The 26,621-nt window shown below is 72.1% G+C and carries 21 protein-coding genes and 1 pseudogene; 13 read left to right on the top strand and 9 right to left on the bottom strand.

Features of this window, described 5'->3' with window-relative positions; genetic code table 11:
* Window positions 1-58: 58 nt before the first annotated feature.
* Together CLT71_RS33215 and CLT71_RS33210 are read right to left on the bottom strand one after the other, a co-directional pair.
* Window positions 59-1,180: a GNAT family N-acetyltransferase gene (locus tag CLT71_RS33215; RefSeq protein WP_101370569.1), complete on the bottom strand. Its 1,122-nt coding sequence runs from the start codon at window positions 1,178-1,180 to the stop codon at window positions 59-61.
* 53 nt (window positions 1,181-1,233) lie between these two features.
* Window positions 1,234-1,983, bottom strand: coding sequence for an ACT domain-containing protein (locus CLT71_RS33210; protein WP_101370568.1), 750 nt, complete (start codon window positions 1,981-1,983; stop codon window positions 1,234-1,236).
* Between the two features lie 195 nt (window positions 1,984-2,178).
* On the opposite strand from CLT71_RS33210, the gene CLT71_RS33205 reads away from it, so the two are divergent.
* Both CLT71_RS33205 and CLT71_RS33200 read left to right on the top strand, forming a co-directional pair.
* Window positions 2,179-3,288: a phosphotransferase family protein gene (locus tag CLT71_RS33205; RefSeq protein ID WP_101370567.1), complete on the top strand. Its 1,110-nt coding sequence runs from the start codon at window positions 2,179-2,181 to the stop codon at window positions 3,286-3,288.
* A gap of 84 nt (window positions 3,289-3,372) precedes the next feature.
* Window positions 3,373-4,608 carry an acyl-CoA dehydrogenase family protein gene (locus CLT71_RS33200; protein WP_101370566.1) on the top strand — a complete coding sequence of 412 codons (1,236 nt, stop codon included), beginning with the start codon at window positions 3,373-3,375 and terminating at the stop codon, window positions 4,606-4,608.
* 34 nt (window positions 4,609-4,642) lie between these two features.
* Here CLT71_RS33200 and CLT71_RS33195 read toward each other — a convergent pair whose 3' ends face one another.
* From CLT71_RS33195 to CLT71_RS33170, 6 genes are all read right to left on the bottom strand, one after another.
* Complete coding sequence (locus CLT71_RS33195) at window positions 4,643-5,686, bottom strand: LacI family DNA-binding transcriptional regulator (protein ID WP_101372007.1); 1,044 nt, start codon at window positions 5,684-5,686, stop codon at window positions 4,643-4,645.
* 172 nt (window positions 5,687-5,858) lie between these two features.
* On the bottom strand, window positions 5,859-7,292 hold the full coding sequence (locus CLT71_RS33190) for a GH1 family beta-glucosidase (protein WP_101370565.1): 1,434 nt from the start codon (window positions 7,290-7,292) through the stop codon (window positions 5,859-5,861).
* Window positions 7,289-8,167, bottom strand: a complete 879-nt coding sequence (locus CLT71_RS33185; protein WP_101372006.1) for a carbohydrate ABC transporter permease — start codon at window positions 8,165-8,167, stop codon at window positions 7,289-7,291. Before CLT71_RS33185 ends, CLT71_RS33190 begins: the two co-directional genes overlap by 4 nt.
* Before the next feature lie 26 nt (window positions 8,168-8,193).
* Window positions 8,194-9,177, bottom strand: coding sequence for a carbohydrate ABC transporter permease (locus CLT71_RS33180; protein ID WP_101370564.1), 984 nt, complete (start codon window positions 9,175-9,177; stop codon window positions 8,194-8,196).
* Between the two features lie 130 nt (window positions 9,178-9,307).
* A complete protein-coding gene (locus tag CLT71_RS33175; protein WP_101370563.1) occupies window positions 9,308-10,618 on the bottom strand; it encodes an extracellular solute-binding protein in 1,311 nt (436 codons plus the stop codon).
* A 559-nt stretch (window positions 10,619-11,177) separates the two neighbouring features.
* Window positions 11,178-11,723: a plasmid pRiA4b ORF-3 family protein gene (locus tag CLT71_RS33170; RefSeq protein WP_101370562.1), complete on the bottom strand. Its 546-nt coding sequence runs from the start codon at window positions 11,721-11,723 to the stop codon at window positions 11,178-11,180.
* Between the two features lie 149 nt (window positions 11,724-11,872).
* Here CLT71_RS33170 and CLT71_RS33165 point away from each other — a divergent pair, with 149 nt between their 5' ends.
* The 6 genes from CLT71_RS33165 to CLT71_RS33135 all read left to right on the top strand — a co-directional run bounded on the left by CLT71_RS33165 (window position 11,873) and on the right by CLT71_RS33135 (window position 21,013).
* The gene (locus CLT71_RS33165; protein ID WP_101370561.1) at window positions 11,873-12,616 is read left to right on the top strand and encodes a pyrimidine reductase family protein; all 744 of its coding nucleotides are present in this window, start codon (window positions 11,873-11,875) and stop codon (window positions 12,614-12,616) included.
* Window positions 12,617-12,868: 252 nt separating this feature from the next.
* Window positions 12,869-14,626: an ATP-binding protein gene (locus tag CLT71_RS33160; protein ID WP_101370560.1), complete on the top strand. Its 1,758-nt coding sequence runs from the start codon at window positions 12,869-12,871 to the stop codon at window positions 14,624-14,626.
* Window positions 14,627-14,760: 134 nt separating this feature from the next.
* Window positions 14,761-15,906, top strand: coding sequence for a metallophosphoesterase family protein (locus CLT71_RS33155; protein WP_101370559.1), 1,146 nt, complete (start codon window positions 14,761-14,763; stop codon window positions 15,904-15,906).
* Window positions 15,907-15,975: 69 nt separating this feature from the next.
* On the top strand, window positions 15,976-18,459 hold the full coding sequence (locus CLT71_RS33150; RefSeq protein ID WP_101370558.1) for an AAA family ATPase: 2,484 nt from the start codon (window positions 15,976-15,978) through the stop codon (window positions 18,457-18,459).
* Entirely contained in the window at window positions 18,456-19,427 is a 972-nt protein-coding gene (locus tag CLT71_RS33145; protein ID WP_101370557.1) for a hypothetical protein, read from the top strand. Before CLT71_RS33150 ends, CLT71_RS33145 begins: the two co-directional genes overlap by 4 nt.
* Window positions 19,428-19,642: 215 nt before the next feature.
* Window positions 19,643-21,013, top strand: a complete 1,371-nt coding sequence (locus tag CLT71_RS33135) for an ankyrin repeat domain-containing protein (protein WP_101370556.1) — start codon at window positions 19,643-19,645, stop codon at window positions 21,011-21,013.
* A gap of 140 nt (window positions 21,014-21,153) precedes the next feature.
* Here the strand turns inward: CLT71_RS33135 and CLT71_RS33130 are convergent.
* Window positions 21,154-21,336: pseudogene (locus CLT71_RS33130) on the bottom strand (Tn3 family transposase); the annotation flags it as partial.
* Window positions 21,337-21,385: 49 nt separating this feature from the next.
* On the opposite strand from CLT71_RS33130, the gene CLT71_RS33125 reads away from it, so the two are divergent.
* From CLT71_RS33125 to CLT71_RS33105, 5 genes are all read left to right on the top strand, one after another.
* Complete coding sequence (locus tag CLT71_RS33125; RefSeq protein ID WP_101370555.1) at window positions 21,386-22,243, top strand: fused MFS/spermidine synthase; 858 nt, start codon at window positions 21,386-21,388, stop codon at window positions 22,241-22,243.
* A 203-nt stretch (window positions 22,244-22,446) separates the two neighbouring features.
* On the top strand, window positions 22,447-23,100 hold the full coding sequence (locus CLT71_RS33120; RefSeq protein ID WP_486483588.1) for a sigma-70 family RNA polymerase sigma factor: 654 nt from the start codon (window positions 22,447-22,449) through the stop codon (window positions 23,098-23,100).
* Window positions 23,097-23,852: a zf-HC2 domain-containing protein gene (locus CLT71_RS33115; protein WP_101370553.1), complete on the top strand. Its 756-nt coding sequence runs from the start codon at window positions 23,097-23,099 to the stop codon at window positions 23,850-23,852. Before CLT71_RS33120 ends, CLT71_RS33115 begins: the two co-directional genes overlap by 4 nt.
* A gap of 304 nt (window positions 23,853-24,156) precedes the next feature.
* Entirely contained in the window at window positions 24,157-24,789 is a 633-nt protein-coding gene (locus CLT71_RS33110) for a COG4315 family predicted lipoprotein (protein WP_101370552.1), read from the top strand.
* 627 nt (window positions 24,790-25,416) lie between these two features.
* Window positions 25,417-26,397, top strand: coding sequence for a Pecanex-like protein 1 (locus tag CLT71_RS33105; protein ID WP_486483587.1), 981 nt, complete (start codon window positions 25,417-25,419; stop codon window positions 26,395-26,397).
* Window positions 26,398-26,621 lie beyond the last annotated feature (224 nt).

The raw sequence follows: 26,621 nt of genomic DNA, 5'->3' as shown, positions 1-26,621 counted from the left end.
GCGGTTCCGCCGGTCCGGTCCTGCACCAGGACCGGACCGCCGGGTCTGGTCCGTGCCGCTACGCCTCGGTAGCGGCCGGAGTCTCGGTAGCGGCCGGAGTCTCGGTAGCGGCCGGAGTCTCGGTGGCGGCCGGCACCGGTACGGCCGGCCGGTCGTGCAGCGGCACCGTGACGGTCAGCAGGTCGCCGTCACGGTCGACGGAGTCCGGCCGGCGCAGCCGGTCCAGCAGGCGCAGCATCGCCACGTTCCCGGCCGAGGTGTGCGCGAGCAGCGCGGCGCAGCCGGCCCGGGTGCCGTACCCGACCAGGCGGCGCAACAGGGCGCCGCCGAGGCCACGGCGCTGCCAGTCCTCCTCGACCAGCAGGGCGAGTTCGCCGAGCACCCCCTCGGTGGCGAGGTTCGCCATCGCCACCACCCGTTCGGGGCTGCCGTCCACGCCACCGGTCAACGCCAGCAGGGTGACCCCGCGCGCCGGGGCGAGCAGTCGGCGCAACCGCTGCGGTGCCACCCCGCCCCGCCCCGGATAGCGCCGGTGCAGGCTCCGCGCCGAGCAGCGCCGGTGCATCTCGAGTACCGCAGGCAGGTCGTCGCCGACAGCGGGCCGTACGGCCACCTCGGCGCCGTCCGGCAGCACCAGGGTCACCCGGTCGACGGCCTGCCGGGCCACCGCACCGGCCAGGTCCACCAGCGCCTGCGCGCGGGCGTACTCGGCCGGGGTGAAGCTCGGCGCTTTCCGCAGCACCTCGAAGGAGCCGCCGTACGGGTCGGGCAGCAACATCGTCTCGGCCGCGTGCCCGGGACCAGCCGGGCCGGACGCCACCGGCCGCCAGGTGACCGAGTCGGCGCTGAGCAGGCTGCGCAGCGACTCGCCGAGCGCGTCCGGGTCGCGGACCAGCCGGCTGGCCAGGCCGAGCGCCCGGGTCGGCTGGTCGGCCAGCCCTCGCGCCTCGCTGCGGGCCACCCAGCAGTTCCGGCCACGCCCGCGCTCCACCGCCGCCACCAGGTCCTCCGCGGTCAACCCGGGCGGCGCGTCCACCAGGAAGTCGTCGACCGCTCCCGCCTCGGTGGTGTGCACCTGCACGGCGAGGATGTTCACCCCGCGCAGCGCGAGGCTCGCGGTGAGTACGGAGAGGAATCCCGGCCGATCGACAACGGTCGCCCTGATCCGCCACAGTGTCATCTGTTCCCCCTTCCCGGTCCCAGCCTGCCCGCCCGCTGTTACCCGCCGGTTGCTCAGCCGTGACCAGTCATCACCGCCGGTGGCCCGGTCTCCGCCGGTGGGGCGCTGACCAGGTCGAGCCGGTCGTCGAGGATCGTCGCCGCGGCCCGCACCAGTTGGGCGATCCGGTCGACCTCGGTGACGTGGAAACCGGCCGCCGACAGCCCGTCGCCGTCCACCCGGGCCAGCATCAGCACCAGGCCCGCCCGGCCGAACGGGGCGACCGCGTAGTGGGTGCCCACCGGCCCGTTCATGGCGCGGGCCCGCAGCGGGGTCACCTCGGGCAGCTCCAGCGGTGCCGGTGCCCGCCAGCTCGCGTACGCCACCGCGGGCGAGCCGCCGCCCCGGGCCGTCCCCGCACCAGCACCGGTACGCGCGGCCCAGTCCGCCGGTACCACGGCCGCCGCCGCCCAGTCCGCGGCGAGCAGCCCGGGTACCGCGTCGACAAGGGTGGCCAGCCCGTCGGCCGGGTTCGCGGCGATCTGGGCGAGCAGCTCGGCATCCTGCCCACCGCCGTTCGGCGCGCCGATCGCCCGCCACATGCCGTTGACCCGTACCCCCGGGATGGCGCCGAGCCCGGCGCAGAGCCGGTCGACCCGGGACGCACCGGGCCAGACCACGGTGAAGTCGTCCACCGCCCGGCCGCCAAGCCGCTCCAACACCACCACCTGCACGATGTCGGCACCGGCGACGCCCAGCGTACGAGCGACCTGACCGAGCGTTCCGGGTCGATCCGGCAGGGTCACCCGAACCCTCAGCAACATGTCCGTCCCCTCCGTCGGCGGACCGGCGCGCGTTCCGCCGGCGAGCTGTCAACCAGGCTGCCCGATGACCATTTCGCCCCTGTTGCCGTGGCATGTCCCGGCAGCAAAACCGCGGCACGTTCCCGTCGGCAGAACCGTCGGCGTTCAGACGGCCCCGGGCTTGACTGGACAGCCCAGATGCCATCAACTGTCCGGATGACCGATCCGCCGGCCGACGCCGTCCGGCCGGAGCCACCCGCCGGGTCGCCGTCCGGGCTGCACCTGGACCGCCTGGCCCGGCATCTCGCGGCACACCGGCCCGACCTGCTGGCCGGACCGCTCCGGGCGGAACTCGTCCTCGGCGGCCGGTCGAACCTCACCTATCTGGTCCGGGCCGGCGAGCACGAGTTCGTACTCCGCCGGCCCCCGCTCGGGCACGTGCTGGCCACCGCGCACGACATGGCCCGGGAGTACCGGGTGATCTCGGCGCTCGCCCCGACCGGGGTACCGGTGCCGGCGGCCCTGCTGCTCTGCCCCGACGAGGCGGTGCTCGGTGCGCCGTTCTACCTGATGCAGCGGGTGCCGGGAATGGTCTACCGCAGCCGGGCCCAGACCGACCCGCTCACGCCGGCCCAGCGCCGCGAGCTGGCGCTGGTGATGATGGACGTGCTGGCGACGCTGCACACCGTCGATCCGGCTGCCGTCGGGCTGGCCGACTTCGGCCGGCCGGAGGGGTTCCTGGCCCGGCAGGTACGCCGCTGGGGCGGGCAGCTCGACAGGTCCCGCAGCCGGCCGTTGCCCGGCATCGACGAGTTGCACCGGCGGCTGGCCGCGACCGCGCCGGACGGCTTGAACGCCGGCCGGATCGTGCACGGTGACTACCGCCTCGACAACCTGATCGCCGACTGCGGTCCCGCGCCGGACGACACCGCACAGCGCCCGGCGGTGACGATCCGGGCGGTACTCGACTGGGAGATGGCCACCCTCGGCGATCCGCTCGCCGACCTCGGCCTGCTGCTGACCTACTGGCAGGTGCTCGGCGACTCCGACGCCGCCGACGGCAACCCCGTCGCCGACGGGCTCGGCCCGCGCGCCGGGTTCCCGTCCGGCGCCGAGCTGATCGACAGGTACGCGGCCCGCAGCGACGTCGACGTCGGCCCGCTGGACTGGCACGTGGCGCTGGGCTGCTTCAAGCTCGCCGTCATCTGCGAGGGCATCCACTACCGACACACCCTGGGGCAGACCGTCGGGGAGGGCTTCGACCGGATCGGGGCACTCGTCGAGCCGCTTGTCGGGTACGGCCTGGCCGCCCTGCGCCGGAACTGACCCGGCGTACCGCACCCACACGTTCACCGCCACCGGGAAAAGGCAGACCCAGACAGGCACACCGCAGACCGCCGAGGAGTACCGATGGACTTCGGATTCGACGCGCGCACCGCCGAGCTGCACGAGGCGCTGCACGACTTCCTGACCGACCGGATCCTGCCGGCCGAACCGGTGTACGCGGAGCAGGTCGCCGCCGCCGCCGACCCGGCGACCGGTGCCGGGCCGTGGAGCCGACCGCCGATCATGGCGGAACTCCAGGCCGAGGCGCGCCGCCGGGGCCTGTGGAACCTCTTCCTGCCCCATCCCGAGTACGGCGCCGGGCTCAGCAACCTCCAGTACGCCCCGCTCGCCGAGCTGACCGGCCGCAGCCCGCACCTGGCCCCGGAGGCACTCAACTGCGCCGCCCCGGACACCGGCAACATGGAACTGCTCGCCGACTTCGGCAGCCCGGCGCAGCGGGAACGCTGGCTGCGCCCGCTGCTCGACGGCGAGCTGCGCTCGGCGTTCTGCATGACGGAGCCGGAGGTGGCCTCCTCGGACGCGACGAACATCGAGACGAGGATCGTCCGGGACGGCGACGACTACGTGGTCACCGGGCGGAAGTGGTGGTCGACCGGGGCGATGGACCCGCGCTGCGGGATCTTCATCGTGCTGGGCAAGACCGATCCGGCAGCGCCCCGGCACCGGCAGCACGCCATGGTGCTGGTGCCCCGGGACGCCCCGGGGGTGACGGTGCGGCGCGGGCTGACCGTCTTCGGCTACTCCGACGGCGCGCACGGCGGGCACGCCGAGGTGAGCTTCGACGGCGTACGCGTGCCGGCGGACCAGCTGATCGGCGGGCCCGGTGACGGCTTCGCGATCGCGCAGGCGCGGCTCGGCCCGGGCCGGATCCACCACTGCATGCGCCTGGTCGGGATGGCCGAACGTGCCCTGGAACTCCTCTGCCGGCGGGTCGCCGGTCGGGTCGCGTTCGGCCGGCCGCTGGCCGAGCAGGGCGTGGTGCAGGAGTGGATCGCCGAGTCCCGGGTCCGGATCGAGCAGGCCCGGCTGCTGGTGCTCAAGACCGCCTGGCTGATGGACACGGTCGGCAACAAGGGCGCGCACACCGAGATCCAGGCGATCAAGATCGTGACTCCGGCGATGGCCGAGTGGGTGATCGACAAGGCGATCCAGGCGCACGGTGGGGCCGGGGTCAGCCAGGACACCCCGCTGGCCGCGCTCTGGGCCGGCGCCCGTACCCTCCGGCTCGCCGACGGCCCGGACGAGGTGCACCGGGCCGCGCTGGCCCGCCGCGAACTGCGGCGCTGGACAACAGACTGAAGGCGTGCGCCGTGCTGCCGCCGTACCCCCGGGGTCAGGCGGACTGGCGGTGCACCAGATGGGTGTCGAGCAGCACGTACGGCACCTCGCGCTCCTCACGGCGGATCCGCGAGACGAGCAGCCGGGCCATCTGCCGCCCCATCTCCTCCATCGGCTGGAAGACGGTGGTCAGCGGCGGCTCGGTCTGCCGGGCGATCGGGGCGTCCTCGAAGCCGACCACCGCCACGTCCTCCGGCACCCGCCGACCGGACTCGCGCAGCGCCCGCAACGCACCGCAGGCCATCAGGTCGGAGGCGACGAAGACCGCGTCGAGATCGGGGCAGCTGTCCAGCAGCCGGCGCATCGCCGCCGCGCCGCTGGCCTCGCTGAAGTCGCCGTACGCGACCATGGCGTCGCTGACCAGCCCGCCGCTGGCCCGTACCGCCTCCCGGTAGCCGGCCAGCCGGGCCACGCCGACGCCCATGTCCTGCGGGCCGGCGACTGTCGCCACCCGCTTGCGCCCCTGCCCGACCAGGTGTTCGACCGCCTGCCGGGCGCCACCGGCGTTGTCCACGTCGACGAAGTACGCCCCGGACGGGTCGCCGAGCATCCGGGCCGGCCGGCCGCCGAGCACGGTCGGCAACCCGCGCTGCTCCAGCAGGGTCGGCAGCGGGTCGGCGTCGTGCAGCGAGAGCAGGAGCACCCCGTCCACGTGCTGGTTGGTCAGGTGGTGCTCGACCCGCTCCCGCTCGGCCGGCGACTGCGCCATCGCCAGCCAGAGCTGCATCGGGGTCTCCAGCAGTGCGGAGCTGATCCCCCGCACGATGCCCGCGAAGAACGGCTCGCCGAAGACCCGCTCCTCCGACTCGGAGACCACCAGGGCCACCGAGTCGGTCCGCTGGGTCACCAGGGCCCGGGCCGCCCGGTTCGGCACGTAGCCCAACTCGGCGATGGCCCGCTGCACCGCCGCCCGGGCCTCGGGGCTCACCTGGGGTGAACCGTTCACGACGCGGGACACGGTGCCCCGCCCCACTCCGGCGCGGGCGGCGACCGCATCCAGGGTGGGCCGCCCGAGCGAGCGGGTGCGCTGGGTTGTCATCGTCTGTCCCTCCGACGTCGGATGTCCGGCACCGACCCACTGGCCGGTGCCGGGCACCCCCAATACTGGCTGACCACGCCTATTGAACCCCGTTCAACCTGCACAGCGCGGTGCCGGCGGCGCGACCCTCATCCGAGGGCACGACCGACCGCGCGGAAAGGTGGAACATGGTTCATTGTGCGGCCAAACCGTTACGTCGGATCACCTCGGCGTACCACCGTGCGCTCGACTTCGGGATCCGGCGCTGGCTCTCGTAGTCGACGTAGACCATGCCGAAGCGCTTGGTGTAGCCCCACGCCCACTCGTAATTGTCAAGCAGTGACCAGGCGAAGTACCCCCGCAGCGGCACCCCGGTGCTGATCGCCGCGTGGCAGGCCCGCAGGTGCGCGTCGAAGTAGCCGAGCCGGTCGGTGTCGTCGACCCGGCCGTCCACCACCTCGTCGACGAAGGCGGAGCCGTTCTCGGTGATGTAGATCGGCAGTTCCGGGTACTCCCGGTACACCCGCTCCAGGGTCTCGACCAGCCCCGGGGCGTCGATCTCCCAGTTCATGTCGGTCACCGGCACGCCCCGGGTGACGAACCGGACCTGCTCGCTGCCGGGCCAGCAGGACTGGGCCCGCCAGTACGGCTCCGGCTCGACGCCCTCGATCGGGGCGGCGACCACGTGCCGGCTGTAGTAGTTGATGCCGAGGAACGACATCGGGGTGGAGATGGTCTCCAGGTCGCCGTCCCGGACGTGATCGAAGTCGGTCACCGCCGCGAGGTCGGCGACCACGTCCGCCGGGTAGCTGCCGCGCAGCACCGGGTCCAGGAAGATCCGGTTGGCCAGCCCGTCGATCCGGCGGGCCGCGTCGGCGTCGCCGTCCGAGGAGGTCTGCGGGGAGACGGCGTAGAGGTTGAGGGTCACCCCGACCTCGGCCTCCGGCCGGGCCGCCCGGATGGCCTGGGTCGCCAGGCCGTGCCCGAGCATCAGGTGGTGCGCCGCCCGGACCGCCTCGCCCGGGTTGGTACGCCCCGGCGCGTGCGCCCCGGAGCCGTAGCCCAGGAACGCCGAGCACCACGGCTCGTTCAGGGTGATCCAGTGGTTGACCCGGTCACCGAGGGCCGCGACGGTCAGCTCGGCGTACTCGGCGAACCGGGCGGCGGTGTCCCGGTTCGGCCAGCCGCCGGCGTCCTCGATCGCCTGCGGCAGGTCCCAGTGGTAGAGCGTGATCCACGGCTCGATGCCGTGCTCCAGCAACTCGTCGGTCAGCCGCCGGTAGAAGTCCAGCCCGGCCTGGTTGCCCGGACCGTGTCCGTCCGGCTGGATCCGGGGCCAGGCCACCGAGAGGCGGTACGCCTTCAGCCCCAGCTCGGCCATCAACTTCACGTCGTCGCGGTACCGGTGGTAGTGGTCGCAGGCGACGTCACCGGTGTGCCCCTGCACGACCCGCCCCGGGGTGTGGCTGAAGGTGTCCCAGATCGATGCGCTTCGACCGCCCTCGTGCACCGCCCCCTCGATCTGGTACGCCGCCGTGGCGGCGCCCCAGACGAAGCCGGGGGGAAAGGCCGCGCCCTGGCCCTCCTCGAGCAGTTGCGTGGACAGTGGGCTCGTGGAGTTGCTCACGACTTGACGGCGCCTTCCATGATGCCGCCGATGATCTGGCGGCCGAAGATGATGAACACGATCAGCAGCGGCAGGGTCGCCAGCGCGGTGCCGGCGAACAGGGCTACGTAGTCCGTCTGGTAGAGACCGGACGAAAGGATCTTCAACGAGTACTGCACCGTCGGGGTGTCGGGGGTGAGCACGACGAACGGCCAGAGGAACTCGTTCCAGGTCTGCATGAAGGTCAGCAGACCGAGTACGGCCGCCGCCGGGCGCAGCGCCGGCAGCACCACGTTCCAGTAGACCCGCCAGGTGGAGCAGCCGTCGAGCCGGGCCGCCTCGATCAGCTCGTCGCTGATCGCCGACATCGCGTACTGGCGCATCATAAAGACCCCGAAGCCCTGGACCAGGAAGGGCACGATGACCGCCTGGAGGGTGCCGGTCCAGCCCAGCTCCACCATCATCAGGTAGAGCGGGATGATGCCGAGCTGGGTCGGGACCATCATGGTCAGGATGATCACCAGCAGCAGCGCGTTGCTGCCCCGGAACTTGAGCTTGGCGAAGGCGAAACCGGCCAGGGTGGAGAAGAAGATCACCGAGATGGTCACCACGGACGAGACCACGGCCGAGTTGACCAGGCCGTAGAGGAACGCCGCGTCCTCGTTGGCGAGCATCCGCTCGATGTTCTCGAACAGCTTGCCGCCCGGGGTCGGCGGCATCTCGTAGACCGCGCTGTTGTCCCGGGAGGCGATGATGAACGACCAGACGATCGGGAAGACCGAGAGCACCGAGCCGATCACCAACGCGAGGTAGGTGAGCGGGCTGGCCTCCCAGAGCCGGGCTCCGGGCGCGCCCCGGCCACGACGTCGGCGGGGCGGATGCGGTGCCGGGCTCACGGTGCGGGGCAGGGTCTGGATGGTGGTCACTTCTGCTCCCCCTTGACCGAGCGGCGGACCATCGCAAAGTTGATCAGCGCGAAGATGACGATCATCAGGAAGAGCAGCCAGGACATCGCGGCGCCGGACCCGTACTCGAAGTTGCCGGTGAAGGTCCGCTCGTAGATGTACATCGCCAGGGTCTGGAACTCGTTCGAGGCGCCGCCCCGGATCAGCCCGAAGCCGTACATCAGGGGCTCGGTGAAGATCTGCAGACCGCCGATGGTGGAGATGATGATCGTGAAGAGGATGGTCGGCCGGATCAGCGGCACGGTGATCTGCCAGAACTGCCGCCAGTTGGAGGCACCGTCCAGGGACGCCGACTCGTAGAGGTCCTTCGGGATGGCCTGCATCGCACCGAGGTAGATCAGGGCGTTGTAGCCGGTCCACCGCCAGTCGACCATGAAGGCGATCGCGAACCAGGAGGCGTAGCGGTTGTCCCGCCAGGCGACCGGGTCGATCCCGACCGTGCCGAGCAGCCAGTTCACCAGGCCGTACCGGTCGGCGAAGATCAGCGCGAAGATGATGCCGACCGCGGCCACCGAGGTGATGTTGGGGATCAGGATCCCCATCCGGAACAGGGTGCGCCCCCGCATCTGCCGGTTCAGCAGGTTGGCGATCATGAGCGCCACCACGAGCTGCGGCACGGTGCTGAGCACGAACATGCCGAAGGTGTTGTAGGCGGCGTTCCAGAACTGCGCGTCGTCGAGCAGGACCCGGTAGTTCTCCAGCCCCACGTACTCCTTGCTCCCGCTGAGCAGGTCGTAGTCGAAGAGCGAGACGTAGACCGTGTAGAGGACCGGGAAGAGGCCGAAGACCCCGAAGAGGAGGAAGAACGGGGCGATGTAGAGGTATGGCGAGTACTTGATGTCCCAGCGCCCGAGGCGGTACGACCGCCGGCGGTGCGTCGGTTCCTGGGTGGGGGGCGTGGCAGCGTGCCGTGGTGGTGCCGCGCCGACGACAGAGCTCATTGCGGGGGTCCTTCCGGGAGGTGGACCGGCCGGTGACCTCGCGGCGGTGCCCACACCCTCCGCGGGTGTGGGCACCGCCGCCGGCCCACGGGCACTCCTCACCCGTGGGCGCGGCAGGTCACCGATCGACCTAGCTGGTCAGCTTCTTGGCCTCGTCCATCGCCTTCTTCCAGGCGGCGTCCGAACTGAGCTGGCCGCGCTCGGCCGCCTGCATCTGCGGCTCGACCACCGTCTCCCAGATCTGCTGGTGCTTGGCGCCGAGGAAGACCGGCTTCATGCTCTTGACGCTCTCGCCGAAGATCACGCCGGTGGGGGCGCCGCTGAAGTACTCGCTCTTCTTGTCCTTGAACGCCGGGTCCTCGATGCCGGCGATGTCCGACGGCATCGCACCGGCCTCCTTGAACGCCGCCAGGTGACCCTCCTTGCTGGTCAGGTACTTGGCCAGCAGGTACGCCTCCTTCGGGTGCTTGGTCTGGGCCGGCACCGCGAGGTAGGAACCACCCCAGTTACCGCCGCCACCGGGGATCTTGGCGATGTCCCACTTGCCGGCGTTCCCCGGGCCGGACTTCGGGGCGATGACGCCCTCGGTCATCCACGCCGGGCACGGGAGGGTGGCGAACGCCGAGTTCTTGAAGGCCGCGTCCCAGTCGGCGCTCCAGCGCTGCGCCTTGGCGGTCAGCCCGTCGGCGGCCATCTGCAGACCCATGTCCCAGGTCTGCTTGACGATCGGGTTGGTGTCGCCGATGAACTTGTTGTCCTTGTCGAAGAAGAACGTCTCGGAGTTCTGCATGACGTGCGGCTGCATCAGGCTGGTCGCGCTGTCCAGCCAGGCGGCCTTGGCCTTGCCACTGGCCTTGAACTCCTTGCCCAGCGCGATGTAGTCCTGCCAGGTGCTCATCCGCTTCGAGACCTCGTCGCGGTCGGTGGGCAGACCGGCCTGCTGGAAGAGGTCCTTGCGGTAGCACATGGCCAGGCCACCCACGTCGGTGCCGAGCCCGATCAGCTTCTTGCCGTCCGGGGTCAGGGCGTTGTTCCACTTCCACTCCGGGAAGGTGGACTTCAGCTCGTCGGCCCCGAGCTCCAGCAGGTTGGCGAACTTGTCGTGGTTCTGCACGTACCCGAGCAGCACGCCCTCTTCGAGCCCGACCACGTCGCCGGCGCCGCTGCCCGCGGCGAGCCACTGCACCAGCTTGGGCTGGAAGTCCCGCAGCTCGCCCATCTTCTGGTGCTCGACCTTGATCTTGGGGTTGGCGGCCTCGAAGTCCTTGATCGCTTGGTCGTACCCGAAGTTCGAGAAGGTCTGCAGGACAAGCTTGACCTCTCCCCCTTCGCCGGTGGATCCGTCGTTGTCGCTCTTGCTGCACGCCGTGCTGCCGAGAGCCACGCCCGCGGCGAGCGCGGCGACCGCGACGGTGCGGAGCCGGCGCCTGATGACGCTCATCCCTGACCCCTCTCAGGTGGGTAACTCGTGTTGTGGTGGTGTCGGAGATTCATGTGTGTCGAGTTGGTGCCGATGCCGGTCGCCCGGATCGTCGTTCGTGGCGCGAGGGTGCGTGTGTGTCCGCCCGCCGACCGGCGCCGGGCGGGTGCGCCCGGCGCCGTGCCATGGGATTCGGTTTGACGCCACCTCAACGGTTGTGTGGCCTTGGCCACAAACCGCCGGGAGCGCTCCCATGAGATTGCCGGCGCGTTTCGGGGGTGTCAATGGGCATCTGGGAGCGTTCCCATTTCGTTACCGTCGGCGCTGGGTCACTCACCCGCAAAGCGGACGTTATCCCCGAGGTAACGGGCAGGCCGACGTCCACCCGTCGGACAGCCGACCGCGGCAGCGTCCGACCGGCACGGCACCGCCGCGACAGGTGACGGATCAGGGGGTACCCGCGCAGCGCCGGCCAGCCCTCCACAGTGGCCGTCGCCGGTCACCCGCCGGCCATCGTCGGCAGCGTCTCGTCCCGGACGACCGGGGTACCCGCACGCGACGGCCGGGGCGTTTGCCCCGGTCAGCTCAGCCAGCGCGCCAGGGTGCTCGCCCGCCCCGGGTCGAAGGTCGCCGGGTCGAAGGGTCGACCCAGCCAGTCGCGCAGCGCCTCGTGCTCCGGGTGGTCCGGGTCGGCCATCGCGGCGAGGAACTGCCGATAGCCGTACGGGCCGCCGACGTCCTCCGGCGGGCAGGCACCCGCACCGGCGGAGCAGACCGGGTACCGCTCGTCGGGATCGGCGCCGAAGACGTCCTCGACGATCACGTCGTGCTCCCACCAGTCGCCGAAGTCGTACGTGTAGAGGAAGCGACCGCCCTTGGTAGCCACCGCGTCCAGCCTGGTGTCCAGCTCGTCGCGGAGGGTCAGCTCCCCCTCCGGATCCGGTACGCCGTACTGCACCCCGTCGATGTCGAACGAGTGCAGGTGGCAGTTCTGCCAGCCCAGTACGGACTGGAACAGCCGGTGCACCCGGTCCAGGGTGTAGCCGCCCGGCACCAGCACCCGCCGCCAGACCGGCGGTGTGACGTCGGCGAGCGACACCTTGAGCTGGAAGATCTGACGGCGCATCGTCTCCCACCCTCTCGGCATAGGCTTACCGGCATGATCTGCCGAGCCTGCCGGGACGACAGGCACGACGACTGCCGGGGCCGCAACTGGTGCGACTGCCAGCACCGTACCCCCGCACCCGTCCCTCCGGTCACCGGTCCGGCCAGCGAATGACCGGTAATGTCGGAATAACCCGGCTGTGGCCTGACCCGGCGCCGGATGCCCTGGACGAGTCGACACTGATCGCGCTCTATCCGCGCCTCGACCGGCCCCACCTGCGGATGAACTTCGTCGCCAGCATCGACGGCGCCGTGGAGCTGGACGGCCACTCCGCCGGCCTCTCCTCCCCGCCCGACAAGCGGGTCTTCGGGCTGCTGCGGATGGTCTGCGACGTGCTGCTGGTCGGCGCGGGAACGCTGCGACACGAGGCGTACCGAGCACTCCGGCTGGACGAGCGGCGCCGTGCCTGGCGCCGGGAGCACGGGCTGGCCGAGTACCCGACGATGGTCGTGGTCTCCCGGGCGCTGAACCTCGACCCGGAGTCGGCGGCCTTCGCGGACGCCCCGGTCCGGCCGGTGGTGCTGACCACCGGGCGGGCCGAGGCGCCGGCCGGGCTCGACGGCGTCGCCGAGTTGCTGCGCCGCGGCGAGGAGCAGGTCGACCTGGCCGCCGGCCTGGCCGAGCTGCACCGCCGTGGGCACGGCCAGGTGCTCTGCGAGGGCGGGCCGCACCTGTTCGGCTCGCTGACCGCCGCCGGCCTGGTCGACGAGGTCTGCCTGACGGTGGCGCCGATGCTGACCGGTCCGGGGGCCGGGCGGATCACCGCCGGCCCGACCACCACACCGCGCGGGATGTCGCTGCGACACGTCCTCGCCGCCGGGGACGAGCTGCTGCTCCGGTACGCCCGCGGTTGAGCCGGCCGGCGCCGCACCCGACCGGTGCCGGCGTGTTGCCCCGGCCGATGGGTGGATCGAGGGTCATCATGGCCGCAGGGCAGCCGGGGCGACCGAGCGCGGGACGGATCCGACCGCCAGCCGTACCGCACCGCCGCGCCGCATTGGCACGGTGTCGTACCAGTGAGGCAGGATGCGACTCGTGTGTCTTGACCAGATTCCCACCCTGACCGGTGCCACGCCCCCAGGGGCGACACCCAGCGGAGTGGCACGGTGACAGACAGCCTCCCGGAGAGTCCGGGCGCGGTGGTCGGCCGGGTGCTGGGCACCGCCGACGCCACCCCGTTGCAGTTCTGGACGGCCGTCACCCCGGGCAGCTACCTCCAGCTCGACGACGTGGTGGTGACCCGCCGGGAGCTGCCCGACCGGGAACCGGTCACCATCGCCGGGGTGGTCACCCAGGTCCGGGCCCGGCACGAGGGGGCCCAGTTCGACTCCGACGTCTTCGCCATCGCCGACGGCACCCTGCCGGCGATGGTGCAGGAGGCGGCCGAGATCACCACCACCCGGGTCGATCCGGAGTTCTACGTTCCGCCCTCCCCCGGCGCGGTGGTCTACCGGGCCGAGGGCGAGGCCCGGTCGGCGGCGCTGCACTTCGACCGGATGGAGCGGCGGGTGCCGATGGGAATCGGCCGGGACGGCGTGCCGGTCTTCCTCAACGCCGACTTCCTGGACGGCAGCCGGGGCGCGCACGTCTCGATCTCCGGCATCTCCGGGGTGGCCACCAAGACCAGCTTCGCCACCTTCCTGCTCTACTCGGTCTTCCGCTCCGGGGTGCTCGGCGGCGACGCGGTGAACGCCAAGGCACTGATCTTCAACGTCAAGGGCGAGGACCTGCTCTTCCTCGACCACCCGAACAGCCGGCTGGACGCGGCCACCACCGAGACGTACGCGAAGCTCGGGCTCGATGCCGGCGCCTTCCCGGACGTGCGGGTCTACGCCCCACCCCGGGCCGGCGACTCCTCCGGCACCCCCGACGTGAGCAGCCGGCTCTCCGGGGTCGACAGCTTCTACTGGACGCTCACCGAGTTCTGCGCCGACCGCCTGCTGCCCTACGTCTTCGCCGACGCCGACGACGAGCGCCAGCAATACACCATGGTGGTGCACTCGGTCGCCGCCCACCTGGCCAGGTACGCCCAGCCCGCCGACGGCGGGGTCAGCGTCGACGGGGTACGGATCAACTCCTACCCCGACCTGGTGGACCACATCGTGGAGCAGCTCACCGACGACGAGACCCGCTCGGAGTGGGCCGGCAGCGCGGTGAACATGGGCACCGTCAACGCCTTCGCCCGGCGACTGATCGGCAGCAAGAAGGATCTCGCCCGACTGATCCGGGGCGACCTGGCCACCCGCCGGCCGCACAGCGTGAACACCGCCGAGAGCGCCCAGGTGACAGTGGTCGACCTGCACAACCTGCCGGACCGGGCACAGCGGTTCGTGGTCGGGGTGACCCTGAAGACCGAGTTCGAGCGCAAGGAGAAGGCCGGCACCGCCAAGCCGCTGCTCTTCGTCGTACTCGACGAGCTGAACAAGTACGCCCCCCGGGAGGGCTCCTCGCCGATCAAGGAGGTACTGCTCGACATCGCCGAGCGGGGCCGCTCGCTCGGGGTGATCCTGATCGGGGCGCAGCAGACCGCCAGCGAGGTGGAGCGGCGGATCGTCACCAACTCGGCGATCCGGGTGGTCGGCCGGCTCGACCCGGCCGAGGCGTCCCGCCCGGAGTACGGCTTCCTCCCCGCCGCGCAGCGGCAGCGGGCGCTGCTGGCCAAGCCGGGCACGATGTTCGTCAACCAGCCGGACATCCCGGTGCCGCTCTGCCTGGACTTCCCCTTCCCGGCCTGGGCCACCCGGGTCTCCGAGGCCGGGACGGCGCCGACCGGCACGCTCCGCTCGATCACCCAGTCCGCCGACCCGTTCGCCGTGGTCGGCTCCCGGGCCGGGACGCTCACCGACGACGACATCCCCTTCTAGCAACCCGTGAGCGCGAGGAGTGAGCCGGATTTGCGAGCCCCGCAGTCGCGAACGAACGGAAAACCCGTGAGCGCGAGGAGTGAGCCGGTTCTGCGAGCCCCGCAGTCGCGAACGAACGGAAACGGAGTCGGGCCGTGAAGATCCTGCACACCTCCGACTGGCACGTCGGCAAGGTCCTCAAGGGACAGTCCCGGGTCGGTGAGCACCGGGACGCCCTCGCCCAGGTGGTCGAGGTCGCCCAGGCCGAGTCTCCCGACCTGGTGATCGTCGCCGGTGACCTCTACGACACCGCCGCGCCGACCCCGGAGGCGACCCGGCTGGTCACCCGGGCACTCTCCGCGCTGCGCCGCACCGGGGCCCAGGTGGTCGCGATCGGCGGCAACCACGACAACGGACCGGCCCTGGACGCGCTGCGACCGTGGGCCGAGGCCGCCGGGGTGGCGCTGCGGGGCAGCGTCCGGGACAACCCGGCCGAGCACGTCATCGACGGCAGCACCGCCGACGGCGAGGCGTGGCGGCTGGTCGCGCTGCCGTTCCTCTCCCAGCGGTACGCGGTCCGCGCCGTCGAGATGTACGAGCTGACCGCCGCCGAGGCGGTGCAGACGTACGCCGACCACGTCGGCCGGGTGCTCGGCCGGCTGACCGAGGGCTTCGACTCCCCCGACCGGGTGCACCTGGTCACCGGGCACCTGACCGTGGTGGGTGCCCGCACCGGCGGCGGCGAGCGGGAGGCGCACACGGTGCTCAACTACGCCGTACCGGCCTCGGTCTTTCCGAGCAACGCGCACTACGTGGCGCTGGGTCACCTGCACCGGGCACAGCAGGTGCTCGGCCCCTGCCACATCCGCTACAGCGGCAGCCCGCTCGCGGTCGACTTCGGCGAGGAGGAGAACCGCCCCTCGGTCAGCATCGTCGAGGTGAGCACCCGGACCGCCGCCCGGGTCCGGGAGGTGCCGATCACGGCGGCGGCGCCACTGCGCACCGTACGCGGCACCCTTGCCGAACTGGCCAAGGTCGACGACTCCACGGCGTGGCTGCGGGTCTACGTACGGGAGGCGCCGAGAGCGGGGCTGCGCGAGGAGGTGCAGGAGCTGCTCCCCCGGGCCCTGGAGGTGCGGATCGATCCGGAGATGCTGCCCGCCTCCGGTGCGGGCCGGGCGGCGCAGCGGGCCGGGCGCTCCCCCCGGGAGCTGTTCGCCGACTACCTGACCAGCCGGGGCCAGGCCGACGACGGGGTACGCGAACTCTTCGACGAGCTCTACGAGGAGGCGGTCAAGTGAGCGACGAGGACGCGACCAAGTGACCGACGAGGAGACCGAAGGCGTGATGGACGAGGAGGCGACCGAATAGTGCGTCCGCTCCGGCTCGACCTGGCCGGCTTCACCGCCTTCCGGGATGCCACCACAGTCGACTTCACCGACGCGGACTTCTTCGCCCTGGTCGGGCCGACCGGTTCGGGCAAGTCCAGCGTGCTCGACGCGATCTGCTTCGCGCTCTACGGCACGGTGCCGCGCTGGGGCGGCGCCCGGGGCATCGCCAACGCGCTGGCGCCGTCGGCCAACGAGGCCCGGGTCCGGCTGGTCTTCGAGTCCGCCGGTGCCCGGTACGTGGCGACCCGGGTGGTCCGGCGGGACAGCCGGGGCAACGTCAAGACCGGCAACGCCGGGCTGCAACTGATGCCGCCCGGCTTCGACGTGACGAAACTCGATACCGGGCTCAGCCCGGAGGACCTCGGCGAGGTGGTCGCCGGTACCCCGGCCGAGATGGACGAGGCGGTGCTGGAGGCGGTCGGGCTGCCGTACGAGCAGTTCACCAGCTGCGTACTGCTGCCACAGGGGCAGTTCGCCGACTTCCTGCACGCCAGGCCGGCGACCCGGCAGCAGATCCTGGTCAACCTGCTCGGCCTCGGCGTCTACGAGGAGGTGCAGAAGCGGGCGACCGCGCGGGCGGCCCGGGCCGACGCCGCGCTGGAGGCGGTCGACCGGATGCTGGACGGGCTCACCGGGGTCGACGACGAGACGCTTGCCATCGCCGCCGAACGGGTGGCGGCGATGCGGGAACTGGCCGACGGGGTGGACGCCTCCGTACCCGAGCTGCGGGCCGCCCGTACCGCCGCAGCCGAGGCGGAGCGCGGACTCGCCGCGCTCGACGCCGAACTCGCCGAGCTGGCCCGGGTCCGGCCGCCCCGGGACCTCGCCGTGGTCGCCGAGGCGGTCGCGGCCGCCCGGGAAGCCGCGAGCGAGGCGTCGGCTGCGGTGACCGTGACCGAGGAGCGCGAGGAGAAGCTCCGGGGCGAGCTGGCCGGTGCCGGCGACCCGGCGGCGCTGCGGCTGCTGCAACAGGCGCACACCGAACGCGAACAGGTGGCCGGCGAGGCGGCGACGCTGGCCGGCGCGCTCGACTCGGCCGGCGCCGACCACGAGGCGGCGGCCGCCGCACTGGCGACGGCCCGGTCCGCGGCGGAGCGGGCCAGGACCGAGCTGGAGGCGGCCCGGACCGCCTACCAGGAGGCGCAGACCGCCGACCGGGCTGCGGCACTCCGGGCCCACCTGCACGCCGGGGCGCCCTGCCCGGTCTGCACGCAGCCGGTGACGGAGGTGCCACCGCTGCCGGAGGGCTCGGCGGTGGCCGCCGCGAAGCAGGCCGGCGAGGCCGCCCGGGCCGCCGCCGACGCCGCCGACCGGCTGGTCACCGGGCGGGACCGGGCCGCCCGGGACCTGGAACGCGCCCTCGACCAGGCCCGGGCCCGGCACGAACAGCTCACCGCCCGGCTGGCCGACCTCGACGCCCGGCTCGCCGACTCTCCCGGCCCGGCCGCGCTGCGCGAGCGGCTCGGGCTGCTCGCCGGGCTCCGGCGCGACCTGGAGGCGGCCGGCGGGGCGGTACGGGCGGCCCGGGAGACGGCCCGGCGGACCCGGGCCGGGGTGGAGGCGGCCGAGGAGCGGCTGCGCGGCGCCTGGCACGGCTTCGACACGGTCCGGGACGGGGTGGCCCGGTTCGGCCCGCCGGCCGCCGACCGGGCGGACCTGACAGCCGCCTGGGCCGGGCTCGCCGACTGGGCGGCCGGGGCCGGCGAAGAGCGCCGGGCGAGCCGGGCCGGCGCCGCCTCGGCGGTGACCGAGGCACACCGCAACGCCGATGCGGTGGCGGAACGGATCGCCGCGCTCTTCACCGCCGTCGGGCTCGACCGGCCGGCCGCCGACGCCGACCCGGTCCGGCTGGCGGTGGTCGCCGTCGAACGGGCCGAAGCCGAACACCGCCGGCTGGTCGAGCGCCGCGAGCAGGCCCGGGAGCTGACCGAACGGCGCACCGGGCACGAACGGGAGAGCCGGGTCGCCAAGGCTCTCGCCGGGCACCTGCGGGCCAACAACTTCGAACGCTGGCTGCTGGCCGAGGCGCTCGACATGCTTGTCGACGGCGCCTCCCGGATCCTGCGCGAACTCACCGGCGGGCAATACGACCTGGCCCACGACAAGGGCGAGTTCTTCGTCCTCGACCACCACGACGCGGGGCTGCGCCGGGCGGTCCGGACGCTGTCCGGCGGCGAGACCTTCCAGGCGTCGCTGGCGCTGGCGCTGGCCCTCTCCGAACAGCTCGCCGGGCTGTCGACCACCACCGCCAGCCTGGAGTCGATCGTGCTCGACGAGGGCTTCGGCACCCTGGACGCGGCAACCCTGGACACCGTCGCCGCCACGCTGGAAAATCTCGCCGCCCGGGGCGACCGGATGGTCGGGGTGGTCACCCACGTACCGGCACTTGCCGAACGGATCCCGGTCCGGTTCGAGGTACGCAAGGACGCCCGCAGTTCCCGGGTCGAACGGACCGGCCGGTGAGCACCCGGCTCTTCGTCGACGCCTGGGACCCGGCCTACGGTGCCTCGTTCGAGGCGGCCGGTGGCCCGGCGGCGCCGAGCAGCGCGCAGGTGCAGACCGACGTCGAGTTGCCGGCCGACCAGTGGCGCCCGATCGCCGCCCTCGACACGATCGAGCCGCCGGACGTGGTGCTGCTGGTCGACGGGGTACGCCGGATCGACGCCAGCGTCTGGACCGAGGAGCCGGACGGCACCTCCTTCCCCGGCCTGGCCGCCTCGTACGCCGCCGGAGTGGTCCGCTGCGACCTGCGCCGGGGTGCCGCCGAACTCGCCGGTGCCGAGGTGGAACGGGGACTCTTCACCGCCAGCCCGTCGGCGCAGGACGTGGTCGCCGGGCAGATCCGGTACGCCGTACACCGGCTCAGCGGGAGCGGTGAGCTGAGCAAGCTGCCGGCGGCGGTCCAGGGGCCGCTGACCGCGCTGGAGGTGAAGGTCTCCGGCGCGGTCCGTGACGACGGCGACCTGCTGGTGGTGGACGGCCCGCTGCGCAGCCGGCGGCAACTGCCGCGCACTCTCGGCTACATCAAGACCCAGCACAGCCAATACCTGGACGCCCGGCACACCGCGCTGGTCACCGGGCTGGCCGCCCGGGAACGCTCCCCCGTCTTCCGGCTCGGTACCGCCTGGGGCGGTTACTCCTGGTATCTGCGACTGCCCGGCTCCGGGCGCGGCCCGTGGGCCGGGATCGTCCGGGTCGAGTGCTCGGCCGAGCTGGCCGAGCAGCAGGCGATCGAGCTGGCGAACCTCTCTCTGGTCACGCTGCCGAGGTTCGCCTCCACCCCCTACAAGGACCCCCGGGCCCCGCAGAACCTGATCCCGATCGCCGGGCTGGAGCGCCGGCTGCGGGCCCGGCTCGGCGACGGCCGGCTGCTGCACCGCGCCCTGACCATGGCCACCACCCGGGCCGCCCCGCCGGCCTACACCGGTTGACCGGCAACACCGGGCCGCTGGCACGGCCTTCGAGTAGGCGGGGCAGCAGTCGGGCGGTGCCGGTCTGCCAGACGATGACATCGACGGCGTTGCCCTTGCGGCGGACCTTCGTGCACCGGTTACGTTGATCGAGGTTCTCGACGTCGAGGGTTGTGGCTGCGAGGAGAGCGTTGAAGTCGGCAGATGTTCCAACCAACCGCCGTCCACATCCGGACGTGCTGCGAGAGGTCGCACGGCTGGGTGGGGTGGTCGATGAACAGTTCGAGCCCGCCGATTGGCGGGAGGAGACTCCGCTGGGTGAGCGGCTGGTTCCCGCGCCCGTGCAGGCGGTGCTGTCGGTCGAGTGGCCGGCAGGGCACACGCTGGTCACCGAGGATGACGAATACAGGCTGACGTTCCCACAGTTGGTCGGCGGGGACCCGATCGCCGATGAACGTGCCTGTTTCGTAATCGCCTTCAACGAGAGCACCCAGTATTACTGGGTCATTGATCTCGACGACGAGCGTCCTGACGATCCCATGGTGTACGAGATAGACCACGACGTGCCCGACGACGAGGACCCCTTCTACGATCCACAGCGGTTGTCGCAGATGCTCGGCGGTCTCGTCGTCGCCCAGCCGCCTCCCCAGGCACGGTTCGCGCAGGCCTGCGCCCGCGGCGACCTCGGCACCGTGAGCGACGCGCTGAGCGCGGGGGCCCCAGTGGGGCCGGTCGACGAATCGGGCCTGACACCGCTGCATCTGGCCGCGATCTCACGCTCGGCCGGGGTGGTCCGGATCCTACTTGAGGCAGGCGCCGACCCGAACGCGGAGATCGTGGCACGGGGCGACATCGGCCATAACTACATCCATCTTGACTGGCACATCACAGGGTCGAAGGTTCCCGGCGCGACACCGCTGCACTACGCCGCCGATGCCCACGGTCCCCGCCTGCGGTCGATGCCACGTGTCGTTGCGGACGTCGTGAAGGTACTGCTCGCGGCTGGCGCCGACCCGACTGCACGCGACGAGAACCACCGCACGCCGCTGCATCTGGCTGCCTGGAGCGACGGGAGCGCTCCGGCCGAGGCCGACCAGATCGAGGCCGTGCGGACACTGCTGGCCGCCGGCTGCGACCCCGACGACGAGGATGGACACGGCAACACTCCGTTGATCAACGCGGCAAGCCAGCCGGACCTTGTACGCGTGCTGTTGGACGCGGGCGCAGACCCTGCGCGTCTGACCGGATCTCGGCTGTGGGACACATCAGGGTTGTCCGCAATGCATCACGCCGCGTTGGTGCACTGGGCACCCGAGGAGTCGCTGCGGCTGATACTCGACCGGGTCACCGACCCGGATATCCGTACCGTCGCGGGACTCACGCCGTTGCACTGTGCCGTCCGCCGTGGCCAGGTGGGTCCGGTCGAGGTACTGGTCCAGGCAGGGGCGGACGTCGACGCCCGGCTCGACGACCCGCACGCGTTGCTGCCCGACCTGCGGTCCCACACGCCGCTTTCCATCGCCCGCGAACTCGGCCACAACGAGGTCGCCACATTCCTGTCCGACACGGGAGCTACCGGCGAATCCGGGAGGCCGTCAACGCGCTGACATCCGCCAGGTGGACGCCGCGCCAACGGGGCAGCGGTGTCCATGGCGAGTGTTCTACTCCTGTGCGGCGCTGCCCGGCCATGCAGGGGCCGCCGGCCGCCGCCGAAGTTGGGCGGCTGGAAGGTGTGGTGGCCCTGGACATTGATGTGGGCGTACATATACGGCGACAGGCGGGCCACGTCCAGGTCCAGTACCGGGGAGCCCTCGGCACGCAACTGGTCGAGGATCGCTTCCAGGTACACGGTGCTCCACGACGTTATACAGTTGATCACTAGTCCGAGGGCGCCGAGCTGATCCTCCACGGGTCTGACCCGACGGATCATTCCGTCGACCCCCGCCCGGAGCTGCGGGCCCGGCGGCGATACTTGCGCGGTGGGGCGAAAACGGCGGGTCGACGCGCTCGCGGTGAAGGTGGCGAGCGGTCTGGCGGAGTTGCGCCCGGACCCGGACCGGCCGGGCTCGTACACCCTGCTCCTCGACGGGGCGCCGCAGTCGCACGTCGACCTCACCGACCCGACCCACCTGGAATTCGAGTACGTCCGCCGGATCGCCATCGTGCTCGACCTCGTCGCGCCGGCCGGTGAGCCGCTCCGGGTGCTGCACCTCGGCGGCGGCGCGTTGACGCTGCCCCGCTACCTCAGCGCCACCCGGCCCGGCTCGACACAGCGGGTCGTCGAGGTCGACGCGGAGCTTGTCGAGCTGGTCCGGGAGAAGCTGCCCTGGCCGGCCGACCCCCGGCTGCGGATCCGGGTCGGCGACGCCCGGGCGGTGCTCGGCACGATCCGGGACGGCAGCTTCGACGTGGTGGTGGCGGACGTCTTCGCCGGGGCCCGCACCCCGGCGCATCTGTCCTCGGTGGAGTTCGCAACCGAGGCGGCCCGGGTGCTGCGCCCCGGCGGCGTACACCTGGTGAACGTCGCGGACGGCCCGCCACTGCGGTACGCCCGCGCCCAGGTCGCCACCGTACGGGCCGTACTGCCCGAGGTCTGCCTGATCGCCGACTCGGCGGTACTGCGCGGCCGCCGGTACGGCAACCTGGTGCTCGCCGCCAGCCGGGCCGAACTGCCGGTGCCGGAGCTGGTCCGGCGTACCGCCGGGGACTGGTTCCCCGGTCGGGTGCTGGCCGGCGCCGACCTGAACCGCTTCGCCGACGGTGCCCGGGTGGTCGTCGACACCGCCGCCCGGCCCTCCGCACCGCCCCCGCCGGGAAGCTTCAACATCACCCAGTAGCCGGACACATCGGACGGTCCGTTCCGCCGGGGCGCGCCGCTGTGGCACAACTTTCGCGCTGCGTTGATCCGGCCCGGCCCGGGATCCGTACTTCTCGGCGGCGGATCGACCGGACCCCAGGCGGGGGCCGGTTCGCGCGCCTTCGACGCGGAGGTATGGGTGGGATGCAGGCGGTAGCCGGTGGATGGTATGGCGACACGGTCATGCCGGGGCGAATGTGCGCCACCTCGCAACGCCGGTCAATTCGGTACCGGAAAAGTCTCGACGCGCGGCCGACCGAACGGAATGATGGGCCGGTGACACCGCGACCGGCTGCCGGCCGCCACAACTCGACCCCCGCCGAGACCAGGCACTCCGACGAGCTCGTTCGCGTGCTCTACGAGGAACATGCCAAACCTCTGCTGATGTTCGTCCTGCGGCTGACCGGTGGCGACCGCCAGCGCGCCGAGGACGTCGTGCAGGAGACGCTGTTACGCGCCTGGCGCAACGCACACCGGCTCGGCACCCACGGTCAGTCGTCGTTGCGTCCCTGGCTCGTCACCGTCGCCCGGCGGATCGTGATCGACGACCACCGCAGCGAGCAGGCCCGCCCCGCCGAGACGTACGACCGCGATCTGGAGGGCTTCTCCGAGTCGGACGACACGGACCGGGTGCTGCGGATGATGACCATCACCGACGCCCTGCGCACGCTGAGCCAGCCGCACCGGGAGGTGCTGGTGGCGACGTACTTCCGGGGGCGCACGGTGCCGGAGGCGGCCGAGGAGCTGGGGCTGCCGCTCGGCACCGCGAAGTCCCGGGTCTACTACGCGCTCCGGGCACTGCGGGCAGCGCTTGTGGAGCGGGGGGTGACCGAGTGAGCGCCGAGATCCACTGGGACGTCGCGTCGTACGCGCTCGGCGTCCTGGACGAGAGGGACACGCTCCGCTTCGAGGAGCATCTGGCGAGCTGCTCGCAGTGCGGGCGGGAGCTGGAGTCGCTGCTGCCGGTGGTGGACCTGCTGGGCGAGGTCGACGGTCACGACCTGATGGTGGCCGAGCGGACCGAGTCCGACGGGGTGCTCTTCGAGCGGGTGGTGGCGGCCGTCGACGCCGACCGGCGGCAGTCCCGCAGCCGTCGGTTCTACAGCCTCGCGGCCGGTGTGGTGCTGGTGGCGCTGCTGACCGGCCTGGCGCTCTTCGCCGGGACCCGGATCGCCGGCCCGGGCACCACCACGGCGCAGCCGCCCGGTGCCGGCACGGTCACCGGCAGCCCGGGAGCCACCGGCCGGCCCGCGCCGACCGGCGAGCGGTTCACCGCGACCGACCCGGAAACCGGGGTACGCATGGAGCTGGTCCTCGGCTCGACGCCCTGGGGCACCCGGATCTCGTACGCGCTGAGCGGGTTGTCCGGCCCCAAGATGTGCCGGTTGGTGGCGATCCACAAGACCGGGGCCACCGAGGCGCTCTCCAGTTGGAAGGTGCCACCGGGTGGCTACGGCACGAAGAGCCAGCCCAACCCGCTGACCCTGGAGACCGCCATGGCCAGCGGCCTGGAGGACATCGTCGGGTTCCAGGTGCAGGTGATCGACGACGACGGGTCGGTGGACGCGCTGGTGACCGTCCCGGCCTGACCGGACACGGTCTGGGAGTCGAGCTTCCGGCGCGGGGCCCGGGAGTTTTCCACACCGCAGGGCCGAGCGTGCCCCGGCGCCGCCACGGCTCGGATAATTGCGCGCCCGAATCGCGCCCGGCCGAAGCCGCAGAGGTTTTGCCGGGCGGCGAAAAGCACGTGGTCACGACGGCTTCTGATTTTGTACGTACGGCGCGGGGCAGAAGTTCAGGGTTTTCGCTGTGAAATTGTCCACCACGAATTGGCTCAACCGGGCGGCCGAGGTGGCCGTACATACCGGCAACCTGTCCAACAGAGGAGGGGACGTGGCACCGACGAAGCGTACCGGTGTGGTGTTGGCCGGCGCGGCGCTGGCCGCGTTGACGGCCTGCGCACCAGCGGGAACCACCCCGAACACCAGTGCCGCCGGCAACGTGCGGCCGGCGGTGAACGCGGCCGCCGAACCGACCCCGGACCCCGCCGCCGAACCGACCTCGCCACCCGTCGAGGTGGCCGATGTGGACATCACCGCCGGCCTGGTCGGCAAGCGGGTCTCCCGGATGGGTCAGGTGGTGACCGACGACAAGGGCTGGGTGCTCTACCGCTTCGACCGGGACTCGGCGAAGCCGCCGAAGACCAACTGCTCGGGCGAGTGTGCCCGGGTGTGGCCGCCGGCGCTCACCAACGGCACGCCGAAGCTCAAGGGCGTTCCCGCCGACAGGGTGGGCACGGTCGTCCGGCCCGACGGCACCAGGCAGATCACCATCGGCGGCTGGCCGGTGTACCGCTACATCGGTGACAAGTTGCCCGGGCAGTGGAAGGGCCAGGGCGTCGGCGGTACCTGGTTCGTGGTGACCCCGACCGGCACCAAGAACCTCAGCTGCCTGCCGACCGGCAAGCCGAAGCCGGTCGCCCCGCCGCCGGCCGAGACCGAGGCTCAGACCGGGCCCGGCTACTGACCACCCGACCACGGGTGCTGTCCCACAGACCCGGCGGCCGGCCGTTGCCAGGGTAGGCGCGGTCGGTCGCCGCCATGATCCCGGACGTGACGCGCGGCAACCGTCGCTGTCCGGCTGCGACGCCGACCCGGTGAAGGGTCGGTGTCGCGGCCTTTCCGGGCCGGTTCGACAGGCCACACAGGAGGGTCGTCCCGACCGTCGGCGACAGCCACCGGCCGCCCCGCCGATGGTTAGCCCTCCGAAACATAATTTCCTTTTAAGTGGACCTCAAGAGATCCCTATCTTCCCTACCACGGTTTGACTCTCAGCCAACGCATTCCGTACGGTTTTTTTCGCACCGTTACCGGCTGAATATCAGGAAAGGCGGGAAGATGGAGACGATATACGCGTTGCCACGCGGCGACTACGATCGTCCCTCCGTTTCGCCGATCTCCGTGGCCGGCGCCGCGCCCGGTGACCCCCGCCGGGTCGACAGCGCACCGATCGCCGGCATCCGGGCCCGCCTCCTCACCGGCCCGCCCAGCATCCCACCCCCGCCGAGGACCCTCCGGTCGTCGGCGCCACCAGCCTGGTCCCGCTGAAATCCGACCTCGCTGACCAAGTCCTCTAAGGAAGAGGTGGCACCACGTGAAGAACACCCCCGTCCGCTCCTCACGGCGGCGCTCGAACCGACCACCACGCAACAAGCGCCTGATCGCCGTGCTGGCCACGCTGGGCGTGTTCGGCGCGATCGTCACGGTCACCCAGGTCTCGAACGCCGGCACCTGGGGCCGTAACCGGCCCTCCGCGGCCAAGCCCTGCCCGACCGCCCCGGCCCCGGCGACGAGCGCGCCGACCGGCACCCCCGGCACGGCGAACCCGTCCTCCTCGGCCGCCGCCGAGGGTCCGGGCACGGCGGCGAAGCCGCAGACCCGGTCGTACCACGACCACGGTGCCGTGCAGCACCCCGGTGACGGGCAGGAGCCGGGCACCCTGGCCCAGCGCGGCCGGCCGGGCGGTGGCGGTGCCAACTGCACCCCCAGCCCGGGTACCAGCAGCAGCCCCGCACCGGGCAACCCGGCCGCGCTGGAGCCGCTCGGCGCGGACTGCTCGGACAGCGACCTCCAGACGCACGACGGCTTCCAGAACGGCCCCCGCTGCGTCGGCACCGCGTTCGGCGAGGTCGGTGCCCCCGAGCAGAACCCGTCGCTGCTGATCACGCAGGCGCCGAACTCGGTCCGGGTCAACCAGCAGTTCACGCTCCGGGTCAGCACCCGCAACCTGGTCCGGGACCGGTTCCTGCCGGCCGGGCAGGGTGGCTACTACAAGGAGAGCTCCTTCCTCACCGAGGAGGGCCTGGTCCGTGGCCACTTCCACTCCGCCTGCCGGATGCTGAGCAGCAACCGCGCCGCGCCGGACCCGGCGCCGGTCCCGGCGTTCTTCGTGGCGACCGAGGACGGCCGGGGTGGTGCCCAGCCGGACACCGTCACGGTGACCGTGCCGGGGCTGACCCAGCGGGGTATCGCGCAGTGCGCCGTGTGGGCCGGTGACGGCTCGCACCGGATCCCGATGATGACCCGCGCCAACCAGGTGCCGGCCTTCGACGTTGTGCGGATCACCGTCAGGTGATCCCGGCCGGCCCCGGCCGGCCGGCGGCCGCAGCGGTGAAACGCTCCCGCCACATCCCGCACCAGCGGCGGTAACCGGTCCCCAACCCCGCCGCCGCCAGGGAAGTCCGACGACCAGAGAGCCGAGAGGAGGAGGACGGATCGGACCGACCTGACACCGCTACAGGCCGGACGGCACCGGAACGCGCACGGGCGTTCCGGTGCCGTCCCGTTTGCGGCCTGTCC

This window comes from Plantactinospora sp. CNZ320 (genome assembly GCF_002846275.1).
Note: the sequence above shows the minus strand (reverse complement) of the source record. Positions and strands in the feature narration are given on the sequence as shown.